At 52.7% G+C, this 23,668-nt stretch carries 27 protein-coding genes, 1 pseudogene and 1 riboswitch; of the genes and pseudogenes, 19 read left to right on the top strand and 9 right to left on the bottom strand.

Features of this window, described 5'->3' with window-relative positions; all coding sequences use genetic code 11:
* Positions 1–355: 355 nt before the first annotated feature.
* Positions 356–1,768, top strand: coding sequence for a hypothetical protein (locus OK412_RS04950; RefSeq protein WP_264352788.1), 1,413 nt, complete (start codon positions 356–358; stop codon positions 1,766–1,768).
* A 132-nt stretch (positions 1,769–1,900) separates the two neighbouring features.
* On the opposite strand, the gene OK412_RS04945 is transcribed toward OK412_RS04950, so the two are convergent.
* The gene (locus OK412_RS04945) at positions 1,901–2,254 is read right to left on the bottom strand and encodes an alpha/beta fold hydrolase (protein ID WP_264352787.1); all 354 of its coding nucleotides are present in this window, start codon (positions 2,252–2,254) and stop codon (positions 1,901–1,903) included.
* Here OK412_RS04945 and OK412_RS04940 point away from each other — a divergent pair.
* Positions 2,246–2,518, top strand: a pseudogene (locus OK412_RS04940) (integrase core domain-containing protein); the annotation flags it as partial. The gene OK412_RS04945 and the pseudogene OK412_RS04940 overlap by 9 nt on opposite strands.
* Positions 2,519–2,729: 211 nt before the next feature.
* Here OK412_RS04940 and OK412_RS04935 read toward each other — a convergent pair.
* Positions 2,730–3,635: a LysR family transcriptional regulator gene (locus OK412_RS04935; RefSeq protein ID WP_264352786.1), complete on the bottom strand. Its 906-nt coding sequence runs from the start codon at positions 3,633–3,635 to the stop codon at positions 2,730–2,732.
* 98 nt (positions 3,636–3,733) lie between these two features.
* Between OK412_RS04935 and OK412_RS04930 the strand changes: the two genes are divergently transcribed.
* Both OK412_RS04930 and OK412_RS04925 read left to right on the top strand, forming a co-directional pair.
* Positions 3,734–4,261 (top strand): GNAT family N-acetyltransferase, encoded by a 528-nt coding sequence (locus tag OK412_RS04930; RefSeq protein WP_223565863.1) that lies wholly within the window; start codon positions 3,734–3,736, stop codon positions 4,259–4,261.
* The gene (locus OK412_RS04925) at positions 4,258–5,451 is read left to right on the top strand and encodes an MFS transporter (RefSeq protein ID WP_264352785.1); all 1,194 of its coding nucleotides are present in this window, start codon (positions 4,258–4,260) and stop codon (positions 5,449–5,451) included. The genes OK412_RS04930 and OK412_RS04925 overlap by 4 nt, the downstream gene beginning before the upstream one ends.
* A gap of 253 nt (positions 5,452–5,704) precedes the next feature.
* Here OK412_RS04925 and OK412_RS04920 read toward each other — a convergent pair whose 3' ends face one another.
* The 3 genes from OK412_RS04920 to OK412_RS04910 all read right to left on the bottom strand — a co-directional run bounded on the left by OK412_RS04920 (position 5,705) and on the right by OK412_RS04910 (position 8,122).
* Complete coding sequence (locus tag OK412_RS04920) at positions 5,705–6,103, bottom strand: TonB family protein (protein WP_223565865.1); 399 nt, start codon at positions 6,101–6,103, stop codon at positions 5,705–5,707.
* A 376-nt stretch (positions 6,104–6,479) separates the two neighbouring features.
* Positions 6,480–7,430 carry a hydroxyacid dehydrogenase gene (locus OK412_RS04915; protein ID WP_264352784.1) on the bottom strand — a complete coding sequence of 317 codons (951 nt, stop codon included), beginning with the start codon at positions 7,428–7,430 and terminating at the stop codon, positions 6,480–6,482.
* Positions 7,430–8,122 (bottom strand): RraA family protein, encoded by a 693-nt coding sequence (locus tag OK412_RS04910; RefSeq protein ID WP_010247523.1) that lies wholly within the window; start codon positions 8,120–8,122, stop codon positions 7,430–7,432. Before OK412_RS04910 ends, OK412_RS04915 begins: the two co-directional genes overlap by 1 nt.
* 172 nt (positions 8,123–8,294) lie before the next feature.
* On the opposite strand from OK412_RS04910, the gene OK412_RS04905 reads away from it, so the two are divergent.
* From OK412_RS04905 to OK412_RS04895, 3 genes are all read left to right on the top strand, one after another.
* Positions 8,295–9,005: an IclR family transcriptional regulator gene (locus OK412_RS04905; RefSeq protein WP_250328252.1), complete on the top strand. Its 711-nt coding sequence runs from the start codon at positions 8,295–8,297 to the stop codon at positions 9,003–9,005.
* 462 nt (positions 9,006–9,467) lie between these two features.
* Positions 9,468–10,448 (top strand): DUF1852 domain-containing protein, encoded by a 981-nt coding sequence (locus tag OK412_RS04900; RefSeq protein ID WP_264352783.1) that lies wholly within the window; start codon positions 9,468–9,470, stop codon positions 10,446–10,448.
* 27 nt (positions 10,449–10,475) lie between these two features.
* Complete coding sequence (locus OK412_RS04895; RefSeq protein ID WP_010670701.1) at positions 10,476–11,507, top strand: methionine synthase; 1,032 nt, start codon at positions 10,476–10,478, stop codon at positions 11,505–11,507.
* 127 nt (positions 11,508–11,634) lie between these two features.
* Here the strand turns inward: OK412_RS04895 and OK412_RS04890 are convergent, their stop codons facing one another.
* Complete coding sequence (locus tag OK412_RS04890) at positions 11,635–12,213, bottom strand: helix-turn-helix domain-containing protein (RefSeq protein ID WP_033780126.1); 579 nt, start codon at positions 12,211–12,213, stop codon at positions 11,635–11,637.
* A gap of 63 nt (positions 12,214–12,276) precedes the next feature.
* Between OK412_RS04890 and OK412_RS04885 the strand changes: the two genes are divergently transcribed.
* The 3 genes from OK412_RS04885 (at position 12,277) to OK412_RS04875 (ending at position 14,228) form a co-directional block, all read left to right on the top strand.
* Positions 12,277–12,789: a GNAT family N-acetyltransferase gene (locus OK412_RS04885; RefSeq protein ID WP_264352782.1), complete on the top strand. Its 513-nt coding sequence runs from the start codon at positions 12,277–12,279 to the stop codon at positions 12,787–12,789.
* A 195-nt stretch (positions 12,790–12,984) separates the two neighbouring features.
* Positions 12,985–13,614, top strand: coding sequence for a LysE family translocator (locus tag OK412_RS04880; protein WP_264352781.1), 630 nt, complete (start codon positions 12,985–12,987; stop codon positions 13,612–13,614).
* A 185-nt stretch (positions 13,615–13,799) separates the two neighbouring features.
* Positions 13,800–14,228 (top strand): GFA family protein, encoded by a 429-nt coding sequence (locus tag OK412_RS04875; protein ID WP_264352780.1) that lies wholly within the window; start codon positions 13,800–13,802, stop codon positions 14,226–14,228.
* A gap of 91 nt (positions 14,229–14,319) precedes the next feature.
* Here OK412_RS04875 and OK412_RS04870 read toward each other — a convergent pair whose 3' ends face one another.
* Entirely contained in the window at positions 14,320–14,874 is a 555-nt protein-coding gene (locus OK412_RS04870; protein WP_264352779.1) for an AAA family ATPase, read from the bottom strand.
* 275 nt (positions 14,875–15,149) lie between these two features.
* On the opposite strand from OK412_RS04870, the gene OK412_RS04865 reads away from it, so the two are divergent.
* The 8 genes from OK412_RS04865 (at position 15,150) to OK412_RS04830 (ending at position 21,724) form a co-directional block, all read left to right on the top strand.
* The gene (locus OK412_RS04865) at positions 15,150–16,037 is read left to right on the top strand and encodes a hypothetical protein (RefSeq protein ID WP_264352778.1); all 888 of its coding nucleotides are present in this window, start codon (positions 15,150–15,152) and stop codon (positions 16,035–16,037) included.
* Positions 16,038–16,305: 268 nt separating this feature from the next.
* Positions 16,306–17,424 (top strand): alkene reductase, encoded by a 1,119-nt coding sequence (locus OK412_RS04860; protein ID WP_264352777.1) that lies wholly within the window; start codon positions 16,306–16,308, stop codon positions 17,422–17,424.
* A gap of 16 nt (positions 17,425–17,440) precedes the next feature.
* Complete coding sequence (locus tag OK412_RS04855) at positions 17,441–17,755, top strand: ArsR/SmtB family transcription factor (RefSeq protein ID WP_010247494.1); 315 nt, start codon at positions 17,441–17,443, stop codon at positions 17,753–17,755.
* Positions 17,756–17,999: 244 nt separating this feature from the next.
* Positions 18,000–18,545: a cysteine hydrolase family protein gene (locus OK412_RS04850; RefSeq protein ID WP_031593395.1), complete on the top strand. Its 546-nt coding sequence runs from the start codon at positions 18,000–18,002 to the stop codon at positions 18,543–18,545.
* 63 nt (positions 18,546–18,608) lie between these two features.
* A riboswitch (TPP riboswitch) is annotated at positions 18,609–18,728 on the top strand.
* 131 nt (positions 18,729–18,859) lie between these two features.
* Positions 18,860–19,798 (top strand): FAD-dependent oxidoreductase, encoded by a 939-nt coding sequence (locus OK412_RS04845; RefSeq protein ID WP_264352776.1) that lies wholly within the window; start codon positions 18,860–18,862, stop codon positions 19,796–19,798.
* Positions 19,788–19,985 (top strand): sulfur carrier protein ThiS, encoded by a 198-nt coding sequence (thiS, locus tag OK412_RS04840; RefSeq protein WP_033760164.1) that lies wholly within the window; start codon positions 19,788–19,790, stop codon positions 19,983–19,985. Before OK412_RS04845 ends, thiS begins: the two co-directional genes overlap by 11 nt.
* Before the next feature lie 2 nt (positions 19,986–19,987).
* Positions 19,988–20,746, top strand: a complete 759-nt coding sequence (locus OK412_RS04835; protein WP_010247482.1) for a thiazole synthase — start codon at positions 19,988–19,990, stop codon at positions 20,744–20,746.
* 9 nt (positions 20,747–20,755) lie between these two features.
* Complete coding sequence (locus OK412_RS04830; RefSeq protein WP_061902250.1) at positions 20,756–21,724, top strand: HesA/MoeB/ThiF family protein; 969 nt, start codon at positions 20,756–20,758, stop codon at positions 21,722–21,724.
* A gap of 9 nt (positions 21,725–21,733) precedes the next feature.
* Here OK412_RS04830 and OK412_RS04825 read toward each other — a convergent pair whose 3' ends face one another.
* Positions 21,734–22,147, bottom strand: a complete 414-nt coding sequence (locus tag OK412_RS04825) for an ASCH domain-containing protein (RefSeq protein WP_010247476.1) — start codon at positions 22,145–22,147, stop codon at positions 21,734–21,736.
* 252 nt (positions 22,148–22,399) lie between these two features.
* Positions 22,400–22,942, bottom strand: a complete 543-nt coding sequence (locus tag OK412_RS04820; RefSeq protein ID WP_010247473.1) for a DsbA family protein — start codon at positions 22,940–22,942, stop codon at positions 22,400–22,402.
* Positions 22,943–23,259: 317 nt separating this feature from the next.
* Between OK412_RS04820 and OK412_RS04815 the strand changes: the two genes are divergently transcribed.
* Positions 23,260–23,529 (top strand): hypothetical protein, encoded by a 270-nt coding sequence (locus tag OK412_RS04815; RefSeq protein ID WP_158132258.1) that lies wholly within the window; start codon positions 23,260–23,262, stop codon positions 23,527–23,529.
* Positions 23,530–23,668: the final 139 nt, after the last annotated feature.

The following is a 23,668-nucleotide window of genomic DNA, read 5'->3' as shown; positions in this document are numbered from 1 at the left end:
CTTAGCGGACATGGGCCAACGTGTAAGTCCGCTTTGTGCCAGTAGCGAACGCCCATTGGTATATTCAGAACAAAGGTAAAGTTGTAGGGTTTCGCTTAGCCGGGCGGACAGGTAATTATCTGTTCTGACTGAATGATAAACCGGGCGGAACAATGCAATGTCGTTGATGACGCACTCCGTTTGTTTGCCGGAATGAAGTTCTTTTTCTCGTCGCATGCAGCACGACAAGCAGCTGTCAATTTTATGCAAAAGCGGCAGCACCAACCTCATGCTATGTTTTTTCTGGCGCGTAACACTAACGATCCCTTTCCTGATGTCGATAACTCCATTTCTTACACTATATGAAGGAACATGTATGTACTGCGTACGCCCTTTAATCCGCCCACTTTTTTTTCTGACGCTGCTGCCCTTTTCTCTGGTTCAGGCTGCGGATAATCCTGTATTGAACGGCGGCAAAACTAACCCCTTTTCGGTCACCAAAATCCACGATCGTGTGAATTACATGGTGTCATTAAACTTCAATAATGGAAAAACAGCTCAGCAATGGCGATCCGTTGATTGTAAGCACGGCACGGCACAGCTTCTGTACAAGGATTTATTGAATGAGAGCGGGCTTACTAAAGCTCGCTTTTACGGCAACAGTTACCTCCGCTATGCGCCGGCACAGGATGACAGTCAAATGACGGCAGAGGATATTCGCAAGGTTTGTCAGTTACCCATAAAAGATGCACGCTGGGAAAAATTATCAGCCACGTCTGAGTACGGTACTACTAATCTTATCGATGTGAATAGCATTGAGCATATTGGTAATATTTTATCGGTGCGCATGGGATATGACTTTGCAGATATCATCTGGGAACCGCCTTATGACGCCCCGCTTGAATTAAAGATTGAGCATTATCTGTATAACTGTAAAACCCATCAGGGTGATGCTGTTGCTGCGATGAACTTCGACAGTGAAGGCCGCGTTACCGATTCGCTCATCACTGCTGATATCATTCGCCGCAAGAGTAGCTTTAAAATTGACGGACAAATGACACAGCGCTTTGAGCAACTCTGCCAGTTACCCGCAGGAAAAATCTTCAGAGCCGAAGGACACTTTGTCCCTGCGACTAATAAGCCCGCATCAACGCTGATGGGGCCATCAATGCCCGATCTGAACAATAATAATCCGCAATGGCTGAGTAAATTTCCTCTTTCAGCGGCAATTGAGCATCAGGCACAGTCACTGATTAAACCCTGGGCGCTTCCGCGCTTTAAGCAGGTTCGCTATACCACGGTCAGCGCGCTGGGTAAGGTTAAAGTACAGCTGGATGCACAAGCAGATGGTTATATACTCAAGCTGGAAGACTATGGTATCTGGACGGTGCAACGTTTAACGCTGGCTAATCAGCTACAGCTGAAGTTCACTATGTCCATCAGTAATGGTGCTTCGAGGCTCAACACGTTGCAGACGGACCTGCGTTTCCCGTTAGTGACCGGACAACGCTATCAGGCGAAATGGGAAAGCATTGATGCCGATAAGAAAGTCACTGCTTCAGCGTTACGTTGCGACGTAACCGATCAGGGGGAGGCGCATGAAATTTCACCTGAGTTTAGTGGGAAATATCTGCTGGTTAAGTGTGATGAAACTGACGAAGGGCAACCAGGTAGCAGTGATAAATTTGCCTGGATGCAGGACCTCAATATTTTTGTCCCGGTCGCGACGCAAATAAGTGGTAAACCTGAAAGCCTGGTCACGCTGGAAGATGTCAAAGTGATACGTTAATAATAATCAGGCTCGCCGCTTTAGTCGGTGAGCCTGATTGTTGAATAATCCCTTGAGGGTTAAGTCATGCACTCTCGCGGTCAGAACCAGCGATCGGTCTATTACATGTCTCAGACGCAGCTAGAGGTTATTTCAGGGTGGGACGTGCTGTAAAAGAAAATGACGGAGTTCGGCTGTTAATTCGTATGGTGCCTCTTCTGCCATATGGTGAACGCTGGCGATGGCTTCACCCGTAACATCGGGTGTCCAGTTTTTCCAGATCCCCACAATGTCGCCATATACCGTCTCCAGATCGTCGTATTTTGACCATAAACAGAGAGTCGGGCATGCAATCATCCGTCCGATCTGACGATTATGAAGTTCGTGTTTATTGTCTATACCCAGACCGGCGCGATATACCTCTATCATCCCATGTACCGTATCCGGATCGTAGATGGCTCGTCTGAACTCACTGTATTCTTCGTCTCCCAATGAACCTTTGAGCATGGTGTTGAGTTGCGCTTAATCCAGCCGGGCAGGCCAGCGCAGAATGGATTTATTGAGAGTATTAATGGACGCTTTCGCGATGAATGCCTGAATGAACACGGGTTCAGTGACGTCAGTCATGCCAGGAAAACCATCAGTGAATGGCGGCAGGATTATAATGAGTGCCGCCCGCACTCCGCGCTGAATTATCAGACGCCATCAGAGTTTGCAGCACGGTGGCGAAATGGAAAATGTGAAGGTAAACAAACCGACATTCCTAACTGACGGTTGTATCTAATACTGGGGGCAGGTCATGTATTGCCTGTCAGTTCGGCTGATATGAGTGATGGAGCGTCTACTTCTCGCTCATAGCAGACAAAGAAGGCGGTGTTAGCGTCCGCTTTGTGCCAGAAGCGGACATCAGAGGCTTAAGCAGCAAGGATATTTTTCGGAGCTGAGGAGACCGGATCTGTCAGATAAATATATTGAGTGATATTTAACTGCTTTCATCTTTTGCAAAACTGGCGTTTAGTCTTTTCAGCACTTCACTTATGCCCCTGCTGACAATCCGATCCTCCCGCATTACTGTCCCCAGAGTCCGGTGAAGCGAGGGCGTCACAGAGTAAAGGCTGAGACCCTGACTTTCTTCCATACCAGCAACGGACATAAGGGGAACGATGCTGTAGCCCAGACCGGAACGTACCATTCTTTTGATTGCTTCAATACTGCCAAGTTCCATCACAGGGCTGGCAGTATGCCCGGCATACCGGAACCATTCGTCGATTAGGGCGCGTGTCCCGCTTCCGGGTTCAAAGATAATCAGCGGCAGTGACAAAAGGGCGTCGGGAGACAGCGGGTTCGCACTCTGCTCTGATGCATCCTTTTCCATGATAACAACAAACTCATCAGTACCCAGTGGGCTTACGCTCAGGCATTTGCCGGTTACTGGAAGCGTTACAAGTCCAATGTCTATACGATTCTCTCCTACGCTCCGAACAATATCGGAAGTATTGCCCGTGCGTACGTCCACTTTCAGCAGGGGATGTGCCTGTCGCAGCTGTTGCAGTAAGGGAGGCAGAAGATGAATACAGGCTGTTGCACCAGTGCCAAGAGTAACGGTGCCGGTTATGTCGTCTGAATGCAGAGACACCGATTCAATGGCCGTATTTACCACTGAATTAATTTTCATACAGTGCTCAGAAAAAGTCAGCCCGGCAGGAGTGGGCCTTATCCCCCGGCTGGTTCTCTCAATAAGCCGGACATGGAGTGCCTGCTCCAGCTGTCTTATCTGCAGGCTGACAGCAGGCTGTGATAGTCCGAGTGCTTCTGCCGCTCCGGAGAAACTTCCCCGGCTGATGACCATCCTGAAAGTAGCAAGGTGATCAAGGTTCAGGTTTGGCATGCCAAAGTTTTCCTTATACCGCTGATAAGTCCCGCGGCCTGTCTGAAATTATTTACCCGGGTTAATCTTTGTTTCTGACCGGATAAAGAGCAATACCGATGGAAATAACTGAAGCAGATGAAAGACATATTACTGCTATCCAGCAGATTTATGCTTATCACGTATTACATGGCACCGCCACTTTTGAAACCGAACCGCCAGATGTACCTGAAATGGCAGCCCGCCTGCAAAAGGTGCGTTCAGCAGGACTGCCCTGGTTTGTGGCGGTTGATGATGGGCAAGTCCGGGGATACTGCTACCTGTCATTTTACAGGGAACGGCGCGCCTACCGGTTTACCCTGGAAGACTCAGTCTATATTGACGCCACTTGTCAGGGGCGGGGCTACGGCAAAATGCTGTTATCCCTTGCGATAGCCTGGGCAGAAGCCCGTGGCTTTCGCCAGCTCGTGGCCGTGGTAGGTAATAGCGAAAATACTGCCTCCCTTGCCCTGCACCGCGCCGCAGGCTTCAGCATCACTGGCACACTCAGTTCGGTAGGATTCAAGCACGGGCGCTGGCTCGATACGGTCATTCTGCAGCGCACGCTTGGACAGGGCGACTCCACGCTTGCGGAGAGCATAGTTTGACAGCCGGACATCTGACAGGCCGCAGCATTTTCTGTATCGGTATGACACAACTTATTAACTGGGGTATTACGTTCTACATGCCGGGCGTTTTCGGAGCCGCCATCATGGCGGAGACGGGCTGGTCTCCCGTGGTGACATTCTCTGGTCTGACCGTTGCCATGCTGGTTATGGGGCTGGTTTCACCGCTGACCGGTTCCGTCATGGCCCGGACCGGAGGACGCATGATGATGATGGCGGGAACCTTCGCCATAACCATTGGGTGTTTTCTGATGGCGATTACCCATTCCACGGTGGCATGGATTGCGGTTTGGGTCCTGACGGGTGTCGGCATGCGCCTTGCCTTGTATGACGCTGCGTTTGCCCTGCTTGTGGAAACCGCAGGTGCCGGGGCCCGAAGAGCAGTCTCTCTGGTTACACTGCTGGGCGGCCTCGCGTCAGCTGTGTTCTGGACTGCTGGCGCGGCCCTGCTGCACATTACCGACTGGCGGCATGCCTTACTCGTTTACGGGTGTGCGGGTCTGGTGGGCCTGCTTTTTCTGACCGCCGTTCCGGCAGGCCGTCGGGTAAAACCTCCCGCTGCTGGTCGATCTGAGCTTCCGGCGGCAGGGACCGCAGAGGAACGAAAGGGATTTATCAGCGGCCTGTGGTATGCCGCCCTGATAGCGCTGCTCAGCTTTGTCTCCACCGGCGTGTCTACGCATTTCCCCCAGATACTGGCCGCTTATAGCATGCCTGCCCTGGCCGGCATGCTTTGGGGCGTGGGACAGGTGAGTGCCCGCCTGCTGGACGTGGCCTCCGGCGCACGAATCTCCGCACTACGCCTGAACCTTATTACCGGTATCCTGCTGCCACTCTGTTTTATGACCGGCCTTGCGGGGTACGTTACGCCTGTGGCTACAGCCCTCTTCGTCCTGGGTTATGGAGCCGTGAACGGACTGTGCACGGTCGTGAAGGCCTTACTTCCTCTCGTGCTGTTTGATCCGCAACATTACGCCCGCAAAACAGGCATGCTGTTATCACCAGGATTTTTTCTCGCGGCACTTGCCCCTTCTGCTTATGCCATGCTGCTGGAACGGGACGGCGTAGGCGGTACGCTGCTTATTTCAGCTTTCATGACACTGTTCATTACGGCGATTTCCGTAGTGCTCTGGCGACGTCATTCCGGCTCAGGAGTACAGAGCCGTGATTAGAAAATACTACATCTGCCCGGGAAAAACGTTTGATACGGTTCGCGATACTATCAGGATTTGATCTGGATAAATCCGTATCTTGTGTTTTCGCTTTTCGCACATATCGGACTTTATCTGATGCAGATATCTGCTTTGTGCCAGAAGCGGACATCGGATAATAATTTATGTTAATATTTAGAAGAAGAACATTCAGCCATAATAACCTCCTGAATTACAGTCATTAATTTTCATTTATGCAGCCTTAAAATTAAATCTATTTTTGCACTTTTAATTTTACAGTCATGGGAAGATTCCTGGCAGGTTTGCCCTTTTCGAAACGCCATTTTGATACGGCTGTTATTACAGCATCATCGAACAAGTGGTCTGGCGTAGACTCGATAATTCTCATCTGACTTACCCTGCCTTCTGCATCAACGTCAAAGTTAAACTTAACCATACCTTCTATCCGGTTCTTAGCCGCATAGTATGGGTAAACGGGCCGATCTTGTCGAAGGGGCTTGGGTTGTTCAACTTTAACAGGTGAATAAGTAGTACATGCATTGAGTACAAGAACAGCCAGAATCATCATAAACCCATACATAACAATATCCTTTTGTTGATAAACATTATCATTATACTTAAACATCAACGGAAGGACATTTGCTGAACTCATCGGATATCGCGTTATAATCCAAAAAAACAGTGGATATAACCCCAATAAATCCTGCTCCCGTCTTGCTGCAAACTAGTCATCCGCTCCTTGCTCATAGCGGACATATCCTTCATAACACATGCCCTTCAATTAACACGTCAAAGAAACCGCTACAGGCAGCCACCTCATTCAATACGCGGGAAGAGTCGTTAACGATTGAAGGGTAATAAACCCATTAATGTGGGCGAAGGCAAGTAAGCCAGGACGGCATAGAACAGAATAAGATTCGTATCGGAAACCCTGACAGCTAAGCATTACGCTCTAATGCAGCAGATTTACCTATTAACCAGCCGACCAGAAAGCGCTGTTATTTGTCTGATCGGCTGGAGAGGGCGGTTCAGGCTACCGGACTTTCGTTTTTCAATGGTTCTGCCAGTACGTTTAATATGTTACTGGCCGCGACGGTGCCCATCTTCACGTAGGAGTTATCACTGACGCCGCCGATGTGTGGCGACAGAATCACATTTCCAACACTCTGCCAGATATGCGGCGCAGTCAGGGGTTCAGTGGCAAAACTGTCCAGTGCGGCCCAGGCGACAGTGCCATTATCCAGCGCGGCTAACAGCGCTTCTTCATCAATGAGACCACCGCGCGCCGTGTTCACCAGGATGGCGCCTTTTTTAAACAGAGCCAGTTTCTCAGCGTTAATCATCTGTCGCGTCTGTTCGGTTAACGGGCAGTGCAGCGAAATGACATCTGCCTGTTGCAGCAGGTCGTCAAGTGAGGAGGATTCACACTCATCAGGAAAGGTTCTGGCAAAAGGATCATAAGCGAGAACCTTCATGCCAAAAGCACGGCCAATGCGGGCAACACGACCGCCTATGGCACCAAGCCCTACCAGACCCAGCGTTCTGCCCTCCAGCTCCACCGACTTATGGGTCGATTTGTCCCAGTGTCCCTGGCGCATGCGCTGATCAAGCGGTATCACCGATTTTGCACAGGCTAAAATTAACGCCCAGGTATGCTCGGCCACGGCCGCTGCGTTGGCCCCCGGGGCTGACTGAACACTGATATGACGTTCAGCCGCCGCCTTTTGGTCGATAACGTCAATGCCGCTGCCGTGTTTGGAAATAACCCGCAGGTCAGGCGCGGCATCCATAATGCGGGCGTTGATTTTTCCGTATCGGACGATAATCGCCACAGGATTATGCTGCTGGCAGAGCTGGAACAGGCTATCTTCGCTGGGCTGTTTGCCGGCATAAACAATGCTGAAGTCACTAAGCAGGTTTACTGCCTGCGGTGCCAGGTCATTACCCGTCACCAGGATCACGGGAGAAGAGGTTGTCATCAGAGCGTCTCCCCATCGTCCAGCATGCCAGCGGTTTGCAGGGCTTTTTCTAACCACGGCGCGCGAAGGTCGCCATCACGAATGGCTGCAATACGGCTGGTCTCGAAATCGAGTTTTTTCTGTGCCAGTTCGAGCAACGCAGGAACGTCTTCACGCGGCAGAACCACCACGCCATCAATATCCCCGATGACGAGATCGCCTGGCTGAATGGCTGCGCCCGCCACAGAAACAGGGTAGTTGACCCGTCCCGCAATGGACTTGGTCGGGCCGCAGGGATTCAGGCCCGCAGAGAAAACCGGAAAGCCGTTCGCGCTCAATGCATCGGCGTCACGCACCGCACCATCAATAATAATTCCGGCGATGCCGGAGGCTTCTGCCTGGGTGGACATTATCTCACCGATTAATGCACAGCTGATATCGCCTTTGCCATCGACCACAATGACATCGCCCGGCTGGGCAATCGCCAGCGCGGCGTGGATCGCCAGGTTGTCGCCCGGTCTCACCTCGACAGTGATAGCCGGTCCGGCGACTTTCATTGTGGGGGACACAGGTTTTACGCGACCGTGCAGCGTTCCGCGTCGTCCGGCAACATCAGCAAGGATCGCCGCCTGAAACTGAGCAGCCTGTTTTACGCGCTCTGGTGCGATACGGATAATGTCGCGATTGATGAAGGTGTTCTCTGCATGGGGCATAGATTAATCCTCTTTATTTTACCAGGCACAACTAAGTTGTACAATATAAAACTACTATATCGATGTTAATTGAGTTCGCACCAGTGTTAAGCATTCATTTGTGATGTAAATACGATGTGAATCACAAATTGCGCGGTAAACTGCCTGCCGTCGCAAACAGGAGGACGTACCGATGGGGAATGAAGGCGTAATTGCCGTAGAAAAAGCGCTGGCGCTACTGGATTGTTTCAGGCCTGGTGAGGAATCACTGACGCTGACCGCGCTGGCGCAGCTCTCGGGGTACCATAAAACGACAGTTTATCGTCTGATGAACTCACTTGAGCGCATGAACTATGTCATTCGTCGCGACAATGGCGTTTATACCCTGGGGCCAAGACTGCTTTATCTGGGCAAGCTCTATGAACAATCCTTTCATCTGGCCAGTATCGTTCAGCCTGAACTTCACGCACTGGCGACTGCGACAGGCGAAAGCGCCACATGGTATGTGATTGAAAACGGTCAACGACTCTGTCTTTTCAGAGCGGAGCCCTCTGAAGGACTGCGTGAAACACGTCTGCCCGGCACTTATCTGCCGCTGGATAATTCGGCCATCGGGCAGGTGCTTCGTTACTGGGGGCTGAATGAACCTCTGTTTGACTCTGAACCTGAACTCCCGCTGTTCACGTCAGGTATTCGCGATCCACATATTGCGGCATTCTCCGTACCGGTGTTTGGTGAAGGTAACAAACTGCTCGCGGCACTGGCATTAACCGGTCCTGCTTCACGCCTGACGCAGTCGATGCGCGACAGTGAGATGGGAAAACTGATGAAAGAGGCGGCCTGCAGGCTTTCGGTAAAATCAGGCGCACATAAAGTGATGTGTGATAACGTTTATAAAATTTAGTCGTGTTGCCTGGCCGTGACCGGGATGTATCAGTTGCCGCATCCGTGCTGCGTTTTAACGCTCTGCGAGTGGGAACCGATTGATTTCCGCTAATGACTAACAGCACGCTGGCGTGCCTGATGATGGGATCATGAAAGCCTCCGCGCCTTAAGTTGAGGCGAAAGATCATTCTACCTCTGACATCTCTTGTTAAGCCCTCTTTGTGCGAGGCTTTTTACACCCGGATTTTACATCAGGTGTTAAAAGGCTCGCAGCCTCATGAAAATTTCCCCGCTTTAGCACCTCAACATGAATTTCCTTCATGTTCGTTGAAATTTAATCACTTTTTTTCAACCGGGTGTTGAGGCATAAAGTAAGAATTGTTAATAACTTTGAGTCATATGAATAGTTGTAAAGGGATAGCCACGCTGGATAACCCTTAAAAGCAACAACGCATATCAGCGACCAGGATACCCGATAGCGATGAACAACTTAGCCTTTACCCTCAAGCGCATTCGTTTCGACGAAAACTATAATCCTTCGAAAAATACGCGGGCGACGACTAACTTCGCTAATTTAGCGCGCGGCGAAAAACGTCAGGAAAACCTGCACAACGCCCTGGTGATGATCGACAATCGTTTCAACTCTCTGGCGCACTGGGACAATCCAAAGGGCGACCGCTACTCAGTTGAACTTGAGATTATTTCTGCTGAGCTGAATCTTCGTCCCGGAAGCAGCGACGAATCGTTCCCGGCGATTGAGATTTTAAAAACGCATATCGTGGATCATAAAACCGGTCAGCGCACCGAGGGGATTGTCGGCAATAACTTCTCTTCCTATGTGCGTGATTATGATTTCAGCGTTGTTCTGTCAGAACATAACAAAGGTCAGACTGAATTCAGCCTGCCGGATGATTTTGGTCAGCTGCATGGCAACATTTTCAAAAGTTTCGTGAACTCAGCGGTCTATAAAGAGAACTTCAGTAAATCGCCGGTTATCTGCCTGAGTGTATCGAGCAAAAACACCTACGTGCGCACCGGTAATCAGCATCCGGTATTGGGCATTGAATATCAGCAGGATGAACCTTCCCTGACTGACTTCTATTTCGGAAAAATGGGTCTGAAAGTGCGTTTCTTCATGCCACAGGGCAGTGTTGCGCCGCTGGCTTTCTATTTCCACGGTGACCTGCTCAGCGATTACACCAATCTTGAGCTGATCAGCACTATCAGCACCATGGAAACCTTCCAGAAGATCTATCGCCCTGAAATTTACAACGCCAATTCTGCGGCGGGACAGTGCTATCAACCCACGCTGCAGCATCAGGATTATTCGTTAACCCGGATTGTTTACGATCGCGAAGAACGCAGCCGCCTGGCCGTCGAACAGGGTAAGTTTACTGAGGCGCATTTCATTAAGCCGAATCAGACACTTCTCGCGCAATGGTCTGCTGAATTTGTTCTTTGATTAATTAAATATAGAAGGTCACCTGCTATGAAAACCTTATTACCGACATCTACTGCTGGCAGCTTGCCTAAACCCTCCTGGATTGCGCAGCCAGAGGTGCTCTGGTCACCCTGGAAACTGCAGGATGAAGAGTTAGTCGACGGCAAAAGAGATGCGTTGCGTCTGTGTCTGGACGATCAGGTTCGGGCCGGTATTGATATCGTCAGTGATGGCGAGCAGACCCGTCAGCACTTCGTGACGACGTTTATTGAACACCTCAGCGGTGTGGATTTTGAAAAGCGTGAAGTGGTTCGAATCCGTAATCGCTATGATGCGAGCGTCCCGACCGTGGTGGGTGAAGTCTCACGTCAGAAGCCCGTGTTTGTTGAAGATGCGAAAATCCTGCGTAAGCTGACCGACCGTCCTATTAAGTGGGCGTTGCCGGGTCCGATGACGATGATCGATACCCTTTATGACAATCACTATAAAAGTCGCGAAAAGCTGGCCTGGGAATTCGCAAAGATTCTGAATCAGGAAGCCAAAGAATTAGAAGCCGCTGGCGTGGATATTATTCAGTTTGATGAACCTGCGTTTAACGTCTTTTTCGATGAGGTGAACGACTGGGGCATCGCCGCGTTAGAGCGGGCCATCGAAGGTCTGAAGTGTGAAACTGCGGTTCATATCTGCTACGGCTACGGCATTAAAGCGAATACCGACTGGAAGAAAACTCTGGGTACAGAGTGGCGTCAGTACGAAGAGGTCTTCCCAAAATTACAGCGTTCGGCTATCGATATTGTCTCACTGGAGTGTCAGAACTCGCGGGTTCCAATGGATCTGATCGAGCTGATTCGCGGTAAAAAAGTCATGGTCGGTGCCATCGACGTGGCAACTCATACCATTGAGACACCTGAAGAAGTGGCGAATACGCTGCGCAAAGCGCTGCAGTTTGTGGATGCTGAAAATCTCTATCCTTCAACCAACTGCGGCATGATTCCACTGCCGCGTCAGGTTGCCAATGGCAAACTGCATGCGTTAAGTGCGGGCGCTGAGATTGTCCGCAGAGAGATTCTGGGGAAATAATCTTTCCCTGAGCAGATTCAGTCCGGCTGGCGATTTGATTCCTGAAAGGCGATCAACAGCCGGACTGAGTAACAATCATCCCTCTGACAATGGTCGATTTACTCAGGGATTTATGCCGTCTGCCTGCTCAGGCAGGCCGGAGTACGATAACGGCATATCGACAGCCCTGAGTCGTTTTATTTCTGAACACGCAGTCAGCCGGATCGCCCAGTTCCAGACAATCGCCAGCAGCCATCTCATAGGTGCTGGAACCTGCTTCAAAAGTCAGTGTCCCTTCAATTACCCATATCAGCTGGCGTCTTGAAACATAGGAGATTGCCGGCATCGGCACAGCGGTATTTGCCGGCAGTTCGACACTGACCAGATCGACCGGCATCTCGCCCGGTGAAACGTGGCGACGCAGATAGCCGGTTTCCGGATCCTGCCACACCGGCTGATTTTCATGCCTGACCAGCGTCCCGGTTTGCACTTCGGTCTGAGCAAGCAGCTGTGAGATAGTCATATCAAACGAGCCTGAGAGGCGCGCTAACAGAACCGCCGTCGGGCTGCTCTCCCCACGCTCAATCTTATGGATCATCGCCCGTGAAACGCCTGAGTTATCAGCCAGCTCGGTAAGTGACCAGCCGCGTTTTTCCCTTTCCTCTTTTACCTTCTGACCGATGCGGATGTTCAGGCTGTCTTCTTTGCTGGACTTTTTATCTAACATAATGGATAACTATCATAGTGAACAATTCATCTACTTTAGTGAGTGAGCAAAGGGGTGTCCACCATGATTATCCGTGCGGCTGTAGAGAGCGATGCTGAAATCATCGCAGAGATTTATAACGATGCGGTGCTTAACACCACCGCCATCTGGAATGAAAATCGTATTGATGTGGCTAACCGCATCGCGTGGATAAACAGCCGCCAGCAGGCCGGTTTTCCTGTGATTGTGGCGGCAGACGACAATGATGATACCGTGCTGGGATATGCCTCTTATGGTGACTGGCGTCCCTGGGACGGATATCGTCATACGGTTGAGCATTCGGTTTATGTTCATAAAGATGCACGAGGTAAAGGCGCGGCTGCCTCCCTGATGCAGGGGCTTATCCAGCTTGCTCGCGAAGCCGGGAAGCACGTTATGGTGGCGGCGATTGAATCGGAAAATGCAGCATCCATAGCCCTGCATAAAAAACTGGGATTTATTGAGTCTGGCAGAATGACGGAGGTTGGAACTAAGTTTGGACGCTGGCTGGATTTGACATTTTTGCAGCTGCGTCTGGATGACCGTAAACGACCCTGAGTTGTCCCTGATAGCGAATCCTTTGATGATACTTCCGGCAGGATGCCGATCCCCGCAGAAGAAAGCTATGTCTGGAAAACGTTTGATTGCGCAGATCGTTTAAAGCGAGAAACGAAGCCGCAGCGAACCAGGAGATAGCAAATTTGCACGTCAGCCGATATAACAGATAAATAACAACCCATCGCAGAGGACATCATGGCGCTTTCGCACGAATTAATCCTGATCTTCACCACCTACTTTGTCGCTACAGCCAGTCCCGGGCCAAGTAATATGGCGATAATGGGAACGGCAATGAAAAAGGGCAGGGGGGCCGCACTGGCGCTGGCTGCGGGTGTCGTGAGTGGTTCGATGCTCTGGGCGCTGCTGGCCGCCTGCGGTGTGCTGACCGTGCTGGCCACCTTCGCACAGTTGCTGATCGTGTTAAAAATTGGCGGAGGGTTATATCTGTTATGGCTGGCGTTTAAAGCCGGCAAATCTGCGTTACGCCGCACTGAGGCCAGCGATTTTAAAGCCAGCGATGAGCGTGTCGCGTATGGCAGACTGTTCCGTCAGGGGATACTTATGCATATCGGCAACCCCAAAGCGATTCTTACCTGGGTGGCCATTATGTCGTTTGCACTGAAGCCGGATGTGGTCACCGCCACGCTGCCGATAATCATCTGCGGCTGTGCGGTGATTTGCGTGGTTGTGTTCGGCGGCTATGCTCTGCTGTTCTCAACCGCCGTGATGGGCGCATTTTACCGTCGCATTCGTCGCGGACTCGATGCGCTATTAGCCTGCTGCTTTGCGCTGGCAGGGCTGAAACTGGTATTCAGCCGCAGTTAGTACTGATGAAGGTGTACGAGGGGTTATCCGCTTCTGGCTCAAAACTGCAAAAGATCATGCAATGAGCCGGAGCGGCATTAAAATGACAGGGTTGCGGTAGCGCTTCAGCAGCCCCTTACTTAAACACCACTATGATCAGGCAAGTAGTCAGACAAACCAGGAATCTGAGTGAACAGGATGATGAAATGAAAGGCGCATGTCTGTGTGAAACCATTGTTTTCGAAATATCAGTAACCCCCACGCGCTATTACCGTTGTCACTGTTCTTTGTGCAGAAAACAGAGCGGAACCGGCTATAACCTGGCAACGATCGTAAAAGAGAGTGACTTTAGCTGGATTTCTGGTGAGAGCCAGATCGCGTCATGGCGCAAACCCACAGGTTATCGCAACGATTTTTGCGCCAGCTGTGGCTCCACAGTGCCTAACCGGTTGCGTGGCAGGCCTTATATCTGGCTTCCGGTTGGTTTACTCAGTGAGCCTGCTGATATGCAGTGCACAGGTGATTATTGTACTGATGACGCCATGCCCTGGGACACAATTCGTTCCGAGACAAATCATGCCGGGCCGGTAGATTCGCTGGACTCTCTTCTGACGAGCTTAAAGCTTATTGATTGATGGCAGTGGTGCTTCTTTGTTATTCAAAAAGGGTTACTGAGTCAGAGCGACCCCATTAACGGAAAACAGACGTTATTCCGGCAGCCTGCATTCATCGATCATTATTCGTTAGCTGTAATCCCCAGTAGTCAGAACAGGCTTTAACATCGCGGGGAGAAGGAAGCAGAAGTTTTGGCAGTCTGACCTGGTCGTAAAGCTTTTTATGGCGCTTTCGATTCTGCGGGGCAGTACGGATAATATATTTCAGCATCTCCAGGTTCATATGCTCTCTGCCCATCCCCAGACCGCCAATACGCGGAGTGGATGAGTAACATCTGCGAATGTACCGCAGCAGTGCCACTGTCACTTTTACATCCAGCAGAATTAAGCCTGTGGCACGAGCGAATCGTTCTTCAATGCATTTGGTGTAATTACCCTCCATCACCCATCCTTCCTGACTCACCGCTTCAGCATGCAAACGGAGAAATTCTGCCGGTGCTCTGGGCATCCATTGGCTGTCCGGAATATGGTGAAGCTGGTCCAGATGAACCGCGGGTAGATCTGTTTTGCGAGCAATGGCCTTAGCTAAGGTCGATTTTCCGCTGTTCGATGGACCTATAATACAAATGCGCGGCCCAAGCGCGTCTAATGGAAGTGCACTATTCACAACGTTTCCTCTGAATTAACCCTGTCTGAAAATGGATAAATGCGTACTGCTCTGAAACTTTCCTGTGCATTCCGTAAAGTCTGAAACGCTGCCGGGACCCGTTGGCTGGTCAGCCTGGGGATTCTGAACCTTTTCTGGATCAAAGTCAGGCCGCAGCGGCGATGATAGCCAGACTTGCCCTGAGCCGTCTTAACCCAGACAGCAATAAGATTTCGGTAAAGATTGGTTACATTTTGCCGATAAATTGTTCAACCAATCAAACCGTAGAGGGCATTATGGGGTTAATCAATGGCGTGACAACAGAGGTGGCAAGAGGATATTTAGCCACGCTCACCGTAACAAACAGATCTGAGAACACGACTAAAGAAACTATTACCGGAAAAGAATTACCTGCCAGTGTGGTGGTGATCTCACCCGAGGCAAGAGCGCGCCTGGTGCAGGCTATCGCTGAGCCCATTACGGCAGAGCAGCAGGCTAAAAATTCAGAGGAACTGGCAAAGACAAAGTCATCCGGTCAGGGACCGTCCGTTAACCTTGGATATGCATTATTCAACGATCCCTACACCAGCTGGGACGCCAGAACTTTTACTCCACTTCTGAGTATGACAGCTGCTAATACGCAGACCGCTATGGATGAGTTTGCCGCTGCACTCCATGAGGTGCTGGCTGAAGGCCAGGTGGGCCGTAATCAGTACGATAATTCGGATACCTCGGAAGCCATGGCGCTGACCCTGACGCAGTCTAAGCTCCATAAACTGATTGAAAAATATGTCTCCGGCGATAACCAGAAGCAGGCGAATGAGATTGCTGATGAGATGATAAGCGTCAGAGTCGCCATTCGTGAACGTCAGACGTTGCTGGGAGCACAGGATACGCTGGCGTTAGCCATACGTCATGGAACACGCGACATGCAGGAGAGCGCACGTGACTATCTCAGCCAGGTTAAGAGCGCAACCGCACGGCCACAGGTGGAGCTGGCCGGGATGATGGAAGCCATGAAGTCGGGCCGTGATATGGACTCTGTCTTCAGCACCTTTGCCGATTTGATTCGTGCCACGCCGAATCCTGACAACAAAGCACAGCCCTCCATTGATGACGCACTCAGTCAACTTGAGGTTTATCGTCAGCAGTGGCAGGCTTTCACTGAAAAATACGCTTCTTAATATTCTTATGATCCTGCAGGCAGCACCTCCGTCCCGGCGAAGCAATTTGCCTGAAAGGGGCATCTGCAGGATCTCCTCCTGACGTTACGCAGTCAGGCGCTGCGCTGAGAGACTGTTAATCCCACGCGCTGTCAGCACTCCACCCAGAAAGTGACCCTCTGCCAGAAACCGCAGATACCGCTCCGGACAAAAAGCACAGATTACACATTTACAAATTTAAATGTGTAAATATAATGTCGCCTCTTCACACATCAGAGGATTTTTTGTCATGCCGTCACTTTTTACCCCCTTGAGTCTGGGCGACCTTCAGCTTCGTAACCGCATTGTACTGCCGCCACTGACGCGCTGCCGCAGTGAACAACCGGGCAACATTCCCGGCGAGATGATGGTGGAGTATTACCGCCAGCGTTCCAGCGCGGGACTGATGATCACCGAAGGCACCCAGATTGAGCCTCGCGGGCAGGGCTATGCATGGACGCCGGGGATCCACAGCGAAGCGCAGATCGCCGGCTGGAAAAAGGTTACAGAGGCAGTACATCAGCAAGGGGCCACGATTTTCTGCCAGCTCTGGCATGTTGGCCGCGTGTCGCATAATGAACTGCAGCCGGGCAAGCAGGCACCCGTTGCCCCTTCAGCCATTGCAGCCGATAACGTCCGGGTATTTATTGAAACCGGACCTGGCGCCGGCATATTGACCGCACCCAGCGAGCCACGCGCACTGACTACATCGGAAGTTAAAGAGATTGTAGAGCTTTACCGACGCGCGGCGGAGAATGCCAAAGCGGCCGGTTTCGACGGCGTGGAACTGCATTCCGCCAACGGATATCTGATTAACCAGTTTATTTCTGAGCACACCAACTTCCGTACGGATGAATATGGCGGCTCTGCTGAGAATCGTCTGCGCTTCCTGCGAGAAGTCGTTGAGGCGGTCAGCTCGGTATTTGGCAGCCACCGCGCTGGCGTCAGATTTGCGCCTCTGTTTACCAGTACCGACGAAGAGCGCGTCTATCTCGGCCTGGTTGAAAGTGATCCACACGCGACCTACATCCGCGCAGCAGCCCTGCTGAACGAGCTGGAAGTTGGCTATCTCTCCATTGCTGAAGCCGACTGGGACAACAGTCCGGAGATGCCAGAGAGCTTCCGTGTCGCGCTGCGGGAAACATTTCGCTCTCCGATCATCTATTCGGGTCGCTACACGGCTGAAAAAGCGCAGCATGTGCTGGAAAAAGGCTGGGGCGATCTGTTTGGTTTTGGTCGCTCATTTATCGCTAATCCCGATCTGCCCGCGCGGATTAAATCAGGATATCCGCTGAATGAGGTCGATCACGCCTCCCTGTATGGCGGCACTGAGAAAGGCTATACTGACTATCCATTTTATCCATCCTGATATTCTGTGAGGCGGCATGTCCCCCGAAAATGCCCTGAAGTTACTGTCCAACCCGACCAGAGTGGCAGTGCTGAAGTGGCTTAAAAATCCTGACGAAGCGTTTGCGGGCTATACCCAGCTCTATCCCTTCGATCAGTATGGCGTCTGTGCCAGCCTCATACAGGACAAGGCGGGCTTATCACAGCCCGCCACCTCGTTATGCCTGAAAGCACTTCACAATGCGGGGCTGGTTGAAGCCAGCAAAGTCGGAAAATGGACTTACTATCGCCGCGCCGAACCGCGCATTCGTGAAATAACCGATGCGGTAACCCAATCGCTGCAGGCGCTTTAAAAGCGACGGCGTACAGGGTAATGTAGATGTCAGCCCCATCCTTCTGAGGGTGACTTCACCGAACGCATTAACTCAGGGTCAGAAAATGTTTATGTCAGTTCTGTCTTTCACAACCGTCACCACCACCGCCTCTGGCGGCGGCGTGAGCGACTCTGTGACAGGCACCTGACACAACTGATTCTCACTCCCCGCCGAACCGGACGGGGAGCTGTTCTCCGTTCTTAAAACTGAATGGAGACACGTCATGGTTACATCTGAAAGTGCACTTTTAATTATCGACATGCAGCAGGGCCTTTTTAATGGTCCGGAGGCTCCCTTCGCCGCAAATTCGATCTTGTCGAACATCTCACTTCTCATTACTAAAGCCCGGGCTTCTGCCGTCCCCCTCTTTTTCGCACGCCATATCGGCCCGGATGATTCCCCTTTTAACGAGCAAAGCCCGCTGACGCGCCTGATCCCGGAATTGCAGGTTAACCCGCAGAGTGATGTCGTCTTCACCAAAAGATATCCCAGCTGTTTCAGGGATACTGGCCTGCAGCTTCAGCTGAGGCAAAAGGGCATTAAGCAACTGGTGATTGCGGGGATGAAAACGGAGTTCTGTATTGATACTACCTGTCGGGCAGCCCCGGAGCTGGGTTTTAACGTCGTACTGATTTCCGATGCGCACACCACAGTCGATAATCCCCACCTCTCTGCGGAGAAGATTATTGCGCATCACAACCAGACGCTGGCGGGCCCCTTTGTGACGCTGGCAACCGCAACTGACTGGCATTTCGGTTCTGCCGGTTAAGTCCGATTTTCTGACCCGGTTCCATGCAGTCTGCTTGACGAAGCTGTCTGCTTAACTTACAACTAAACCCGTCAGGGGAGTCTCGCCAGAGAGACTGAGAGGCTAATAGCGCACCGCGCGGCTTAGCGACCCTTAGAACCTGACCCAGTTGATACTGGCGTAGGAAGACGGGTATCTCATCAGATACTTGCCGCAGGGGCGCATTCGCAACGTTCCTGCCTTTTCCCTCTGTATCACGGGTCTTCGTTAACGGATAACGAGGCCAAATTGAAAAATCTCATCCTGAATCTTTCTTTTCCTGTCCGGTGGACACCATGAGCCGCTGGTCGGTGCTCGGCAGCGGCGTGGCCGGGCTTTGTGTCGCCACGCTGCTGCTGGAACGGAGAGAAACGGTCGAAGTTATTACTCAGCCTGACTGCCGTGCGGCCTCGCACTGGGCGGGCGGCATGCTCGCGCCCTGGTGTGAAGCAGAAAGCGCACCGCCACAGGTGATCGAATGGGGCCAGCACGCGGCCAGCTGGTGGGCGAAACGCGTTGATGGCGTGGAACAGCAGGGTACGCTGGTGGTTGCTCCGCCGCGTGACAGCCGCGAACTGACGCGCTTCGCCAGCATGACGCAGCAGCATCAGTGGGTCTCTCCCGGTGACATTGAACCCGCACTGGAAAACCGCTTTGCCCGCGGCCTGTTTTTCGCCGCAGAGGCGCATCTCGAACCGCGCCGCGCCTTGCAGCAACTGCGCGACAAACTGCAACAGGCTGGCGTCCCCGTTCACAGCGGTAAACCCGGCGGCAAAATCATCGACTGCCGTGGCATCCACGCCACCGATCGGCAGCCAGCCCTGCGCGCCGTGCGGGGCGAAATGGTGATCCTGCACACACCCGACGTACAACTCTCCCGTCCTGTCCGGCTGCTGCACCCGCGCTTTCCCTGCTATCTGGTGCCGCGTGCCGGAGGCCACTTCATGCTGGGTGCCACTATGGTGGAAAGCCACGACAGCAGCCCGATCAGCGCCCGGGCGATGATGGAATTGCTCAGCGCCGCTTACAGCCTGCATCCGGCACTGGCCGAAGCGCGGATCGTGGAGAGCGGCACCGGTCTGCGTCCTTCTTACCGGCAGAACCTGCCGGAAGTCCGCTACGAAAATGGGCGTTTCTCACTTAACGGCCTCTACCGCCACGGCTTTTTGCTGGCCCCGATCATGGCTGAAAAACTTATGCTGCAACTGACTCAGGAGATGACTCATGCGCGTTGAACTGAATGGACGCACGATTGAAACCAGCGCAACGACGCTGGCGGAGCTTATGGCGGAGCAGCAGATCGATCCGCGGACCGTCGCCACCGCGCTGAACGGGGAGTTTGTACCGCGTAGCCGCTATGCCAGCCAGCAACTTGAGGCGGGCAACCAGCTCGAAATCCTGTCACCGATGCAGGGAGGTTAACCATGTTCTATCAATTTACTCCGCAATCCCGATTTCTGCTCGGCACGGCCGGTTATCCGTCACCGGACATTCTGCATCAGGCGATCAACGCGTCAGGCGCGGAGATAATTACCGTCAGCCTGCGGCGGGAAGGCAGTGAAGGCGGCGCTTTCCGCACACTGCTGCAACAGCTCAACAAACGTATTCTGCCGAATACGGCGGGTTGCCACACGGTGAAAGAGGCGGTGACGACGGCGCAGATGGCGCGTGAACTGTTCGACACACCGTGGATCAAGCTGGAGGTGATTGGCCATGCCGACACGTTGCAGCCCGATCCTTTTGCGCTGGTTGAAGCCGCGCGGATTCTGTGCGCTGACGGCTTCCAGGTGTTTCCCTACACCACGGAAGATCTGATTGTCGGCGAAAAATTGCTGGAAGCGGGCTGTGAAGTGCTGATGCCCTGGGGCGCGCCGATCGGCTCCGGCCAGGGGCTGCGTAATATCGAGGGACTGCGCGCTATGCGTGCGTGGTTTAAAGATGTGCCGCTGATTATTGATGCGGGCATTGGCGCGCCTGGCCAGGCGGCTCAGGCGATGGAGATGGGTTTCGATGGCGTGCTGCTCAACACGGCGGTGGCAAAAGCGCGCGATCCGGTGCGCATGGCCGGTGCCTTTGCTGCTGCGATCCACGGCGGACACGAGGCGTTCCAGGCGGGATTGATGGAGCAGCGCGACATGGCGTCTGCCTCTACGCCCATTTTTGGTCTGGCACAATTCAGTTAAGGAGCAGCGATGGAGCGTTATCAGCGACAGACGATGTTGCCAGAGATTGGTGAAGCGGGGCAGCAGCGGCTGAGAAGGGCAAAGGTGCTGGTGGTGGGCGCGGGCGGGCTTAGTGCAACGCTGCTGCCGTTACTGGCAGGCGCGGGTGTGGGATTTATCCGTCTTTACGATGGCGATCGGGTTGAACTGCACAACCTCCACCGGCAGACGCTGTTTGGCATCGACGATGTGGGTCAGCAGAAAGTATTTTGCGCTCAGCGTGCGCTGGCGCAGCGCAATCCTGACTGTCGCGTTGAGGCGCATCCACACGCGCTAAGCGCCAGTCAACTGCCGCAGGCGCTGGAGGGAATCGATCTGGTGGTGGATGCGGCGGATAACTTCGCCATTACTTATCAGCTCTCCGATGTCTGTTATCCGGCAGGCCTGCCGCTGATCTGCGCCTCGGTGCTGGGACGCAAAGGCTATGTTGGCGGATTCTGTGGCGGTGCGCCTGGCTATCGCGCGCTGTTCCCGCAGCTGCCCACGGCCTCGGGTAACTGCAATACGGCAGGCGTAATGGGACCGGCGGTAGCGACGCTGGGCGCAATGCAGGCACAGATGGCGCTGAGCGTATTGTTAAAACTAACGCCATCGCCGCTCGGCTGCATGATCCACTGTGACTTTGTTGACTGGCATATCAGGCAGTTTCGTTTTGATGACGCACCTGAACCTGACGCGCCCGGCACGCCCTTTATCGATCGGGCCATGCTGATGGAGGATGATTGCATAGTGGAGTTGCGCAGCCTGGAAGAGGCACCGGTCAGTGTGGCCGAGCGGGTGGTGCGAATTCTGCCGCAGCAGATAGCGGCCTGGCAACCGCCGGTCAATCAGCGTGTGGTACTGGTGTGTGCCAGTGGCATGCGCGCAGCCCAGGCGGCTGATAACCTTGCCGCGCGGGGGATTGCGCGGCTTGCGCTGATGGCGGCAAACACGCTGTAACGTGCCGGTTTAGACTACCTCGACCAGCTGGAACGTCTCGAAGATCAGCTCCATTTCGCTGTGAAAATAGCCTTCACGCTCGAAGTAGCGCTGATGTTCCTGACGCCAGTGGTCGAGGCTCAGATCGCCTTCACCCTCCAGCATCGCCATCTCTGGCGTGACGCGATCAAAGCGCGTCAGGAACAAGCCGGTGGTGCGGATCACGCAGACGGGCTGCTGTTCGCCGTTGAGAACAATGCTGTAACCGCCCGGTTGAGGCAATGCTTCCTGATCCTGCCAGCTCCGCAACGACCCGCAGGTGGCCACTTTCTTACCGGCAATAATCAGCGTTGCGAGCTCGCTGGCTAATTCCGGGGAGTCACCAAATGCATCTGTGAAGGCACCCGGATATTTGTCCTGCAGTTGTTGCAGCGTCATCGTCATCAGCAAATCCTCAATGAATTAGGCGTGCGGGCCCGGCGTAACGTCAGGTTATCGCCATGCAGGCCAGCGGTGCCGTTAAGATGAACAACAGCAGCGGCTTTAATCCCACCGTCTGCTGCTGATAGCGGTACAGCTTACCCGGCCTCCACATGGGAAAACAGGCTTAATTATCAGGATATTGAGTTTGAGCGTGAGTGGGGTCGCAAAGGAGAGACTCAGTCTGGCGCGGCCGGCCACAGCCGCGCACTAATATTAACGAATCAGAAAGCTTGCCCAGTGCGCTATATCGTCACCGCTGCTGATTTCGGGCTGTACCAGACCGTTTACCATAAAGGTCGGTGAAACGTGAATGCCGTTCTGGCGGGCATATTTGCAGTGCCATTTAATGGCGTTCTGCAGGTCGGGCTGATCAAACGCGGCGCTGGCATCTACGCCGCTGACCTCTTTCAGGCGGGCGAGGATCTGATTCGGCGTGGCATCGCGGTTCGGACCGGTACAGTGATCGGTGAACTCAAACTCTTCACGGTGATCGGCCACCGCCTGCATCACCTTTTTCGCGGCCTCTTTACTTTCGCATGCGGCGGCAAGGATATAGCGCACTATCAGCCCGGAATAGAGGTGCCACGGCTGTGATTGCAGACGGATCTTCAGGGTGATGTTCTCTTCACCCGCGTGCGCCAGTAGCGCGTCGAATTTATTGAAGGCGCGCACCGAAAAAGGACAGGTGGGTTCCAGAAAGACTTCAAATATCTCAGGGCCGTGGCCCCATACCAGTACATCAGCGTGCTGACTCATCGACAACTCCTTGAACATTAACGAGACGGGAAACCTGTTTACCCTGGCAAATCCCTCTGACATCAGCCAGTTAAGAATCAGCTGCAATTGTTACAAAAAACAGCAATCAGCTGATGAGTCGCGTGTAATACGCGACAGGCAGGTCCATTAGTCGTTAGAATTGCCAACTTTGGCATTTTCAACTGCTGGCACGGCGTAGCCGCCCACGAACAGCTATAGTTGTCAGCAGTGTGCAATCTTTTGCAGGATGCAGCCATTTAAGCTGCTTCACTGCTGTTTGTTTGCCCGGAGCTGATAAGCGTTAGAAGAGGTTAATTTTGCATACCGATCTCACCTGGAAAACTCTCCATCACGTCATCAATCAGACGATCTCTGACATGCTTGACGAGCAGCAGACCATTGATGTGATATCACTGCGCGCCCGTCTGCATGAACTGGCTGAAAAAGAGGAGGATGAGGTCATGCTGCTCTGTTACTGGCAGGCGAGCAAAATTCTGATGCGATTACCCACGACCGTCACCGCCAGTCAGTTAATGACCGCGGCACGCCACGCTTTTCGTACCCCGCTGAATCACGATCTGCTTTAAAGGCTGCGTCCCACACAAATATCAGGATGGTGATCATTCAAGCTTCAACGGCGTGTTCCCTTATTTTTCTCCTGAACACTGTTTTCCCCAATCTCTGTTAAAATTGAACCTCTGCGCCACTTTGCAGGATGCATGTTCG

The organism is Pantoea sp. JV6 (assembly GCF_025910055.1).
GTDB lineage: Bacteria > Pseudomonadota > Gammaproteobacteria > Enterobacterales > Enterobacteriaceae > Pantoea > Pantoea agglomerans.
Note: the sequence above shows the minus strand (reverse complement) of the source record. Positions and strands in the feature narration are given on the sequence as shown.

Excerpts from the sequence above, each read along its gene's own strand:
- OK412_RS04935 (WP_264352786.1), bottom strand. The coding sequence starts at position 3,635 with ATGCCAAACCTGAACCTTGATCACCTTGCTACTTTCAGGATGGTCATC.
- OK412_RS04950 (WP_264352788.1), top strand. The coding sequence starts at position 356 with ATGTACTGCGTACGCCCTTTAATCCGCCCACTTTTTTTTCTGACGCTG.
- OK412_RS04855 (WP_010247494.1), top strand. The coding sequence starts at position 17,441 with ATGTCCCCCGAAAATGCCCTGAAGTTACTGTCCAACCCGACCAGAGTG.
- OK412_RS04835 (WP_010247482.1), top strand. The coding sequence starts at position 19,988 with ATGTTCTATCAATTTACTCCGCAATCCCGATTTCTGCTCGGCACGGCC.
- OK412_RS04920 (WP_223565865.1), bottom strand. The coding sequence starts at position 6,103 with ATGAGTTCAGCAAATGTCCTTCCGTTGATGTTTAAGTATAATGATAAT.
- OK412_RS04845 (WP_264352776.1), top strand. The coding sequence starts at position 18,860 with ATGAGCCGCTGGTCGGTGCTCGGCAGCGGCGTGGCCGGGCTTTGTGTC.
- OK412_RS04875 (WP_264352780.1), top strand. The coding sequence starts at position 13,800 with ATGAAAGGCGCATGTCTGTGTGAAACCATTGTTTTCGAAATATCAGTA.
- OK412_RS04945 (WP_264352787.1), bottom strand. The coding sequence starts at position 2,254 with ATGCTCAAAGGTTCATTGGGAGACGAAGAATACAGTGAGTTCAGACGA.
- OK412_RS04850 (WP_031593395.1), top strand. The coding sequence starts at position 18,000 with ATGGTTACATCTGAAAGTGCACTTTTAATTATCGACATGCAGCAGGGC.
- OK412_RS04915 (WP_264352784.1), bottom strand. The coding sequence starts at position 7,430 with ATGACAACCTCTTCTCCCGTGATCCTGGTGACGGGTAATGACCTGGCA.
- thiS (WP_033760164.1), top strand. The coding sequence starts at position 19,788 with ATGCGCGTTGAACTGAATGGACGCACGATTGAAACCAGCGCAACGACG.
- OK412_RS04895 (WP_010670701.1), top strand. The coding sequence starts at position 10,476 with ATGAAAACCTTATTACCGACATCTACTGCTGGCAGCTTGCCTAAACCC.
- OK412_RS04905 (WP_250328252.1), top strand. The coding sequence starts at position 8,295 with ATGGGGAATGAAGGCGTAATTGCCGTAGAAAAAGCGCTGGCGCTACTG.
- OK412_RS04820 (WP_010247473.1), bottom strand. The coding sequence starts at position 22,942 with ATGAGTCAGCACGCTGATGTACTGGTATGGGGCCACGGCCCTGAGATA.
- OK412_RS04885 (WP_264352782.1), top strand. The coding sequence starts at position 12,277 with ATGATTATCCGTGCGGCTGTAGAGAGCGATGCTGAAATCATCGCAGAG.
- OK412_RS04865 (WP_264352778.1), top strand. The coding sequence starts at position 15,150 with ATGGGGTTAATCAATGGCGTGACAACAGAGGTGGCAAGAGGATATTTA.
- OK412_RS04930 (WP_223565863.1), top strand. The coding sequence starts at position 3,734 with ATGGAAATAACTGAAGCAGATGAAAGACATATTACTGCTATCCAGCAG.
- OK412_RS04880 (WP_264352781.1), top strand. The coding sequence starts at position 12,985 with ATGGCGCTTTCGCACGAATTAATCCTGATCTTCACCACCTACTTTGTC.
- OK412_RS04830 (WP_061902250.1), top strand. The coding sequence starts at position 20,756 with ATGGAGCGTTATCAGCGACAGACGATGTTGCCAGAGATTGGTGAAGCG.
- OK412_RS04860 (WP_264352777.1), top strand. The coding sequence starts at position 16,306 with ATGCCGTCACTTTTTACCCCCTTGAGTCTGGGCGACCTTCAGCTTCGT.
- OK412_RS04890 (WP_033780126.1), bottom strand. The coding sequence starts at position 12,213 with ATGTTAGATAAAAAGTCCAGCAAAGAAGACAGCCTGAACATCCGCATC.
- OK412_RS04910 (WP_010247523.1), bottom strand. The coding sequence starts at position 8,122 with ATGCCCCATGCAGAGAACACCTTCATCAATCGCGACATTATCCGTATC.
- OK412_RS04900 (WP_264352783.1), top strand. The coding sequence starts at position 9,468 with ATGAACAACTTAGCCTTTACCCTCAAGCGCATTCGTTTCGACGAAAAC.
- OK412_RS04825 (WP_010247476.1), bottom strand. The coding sequence starts at position 22,147 with ATGACGATGACGCTGCAACAACTGCAGGACAAATATCCGGGTGCCTTC.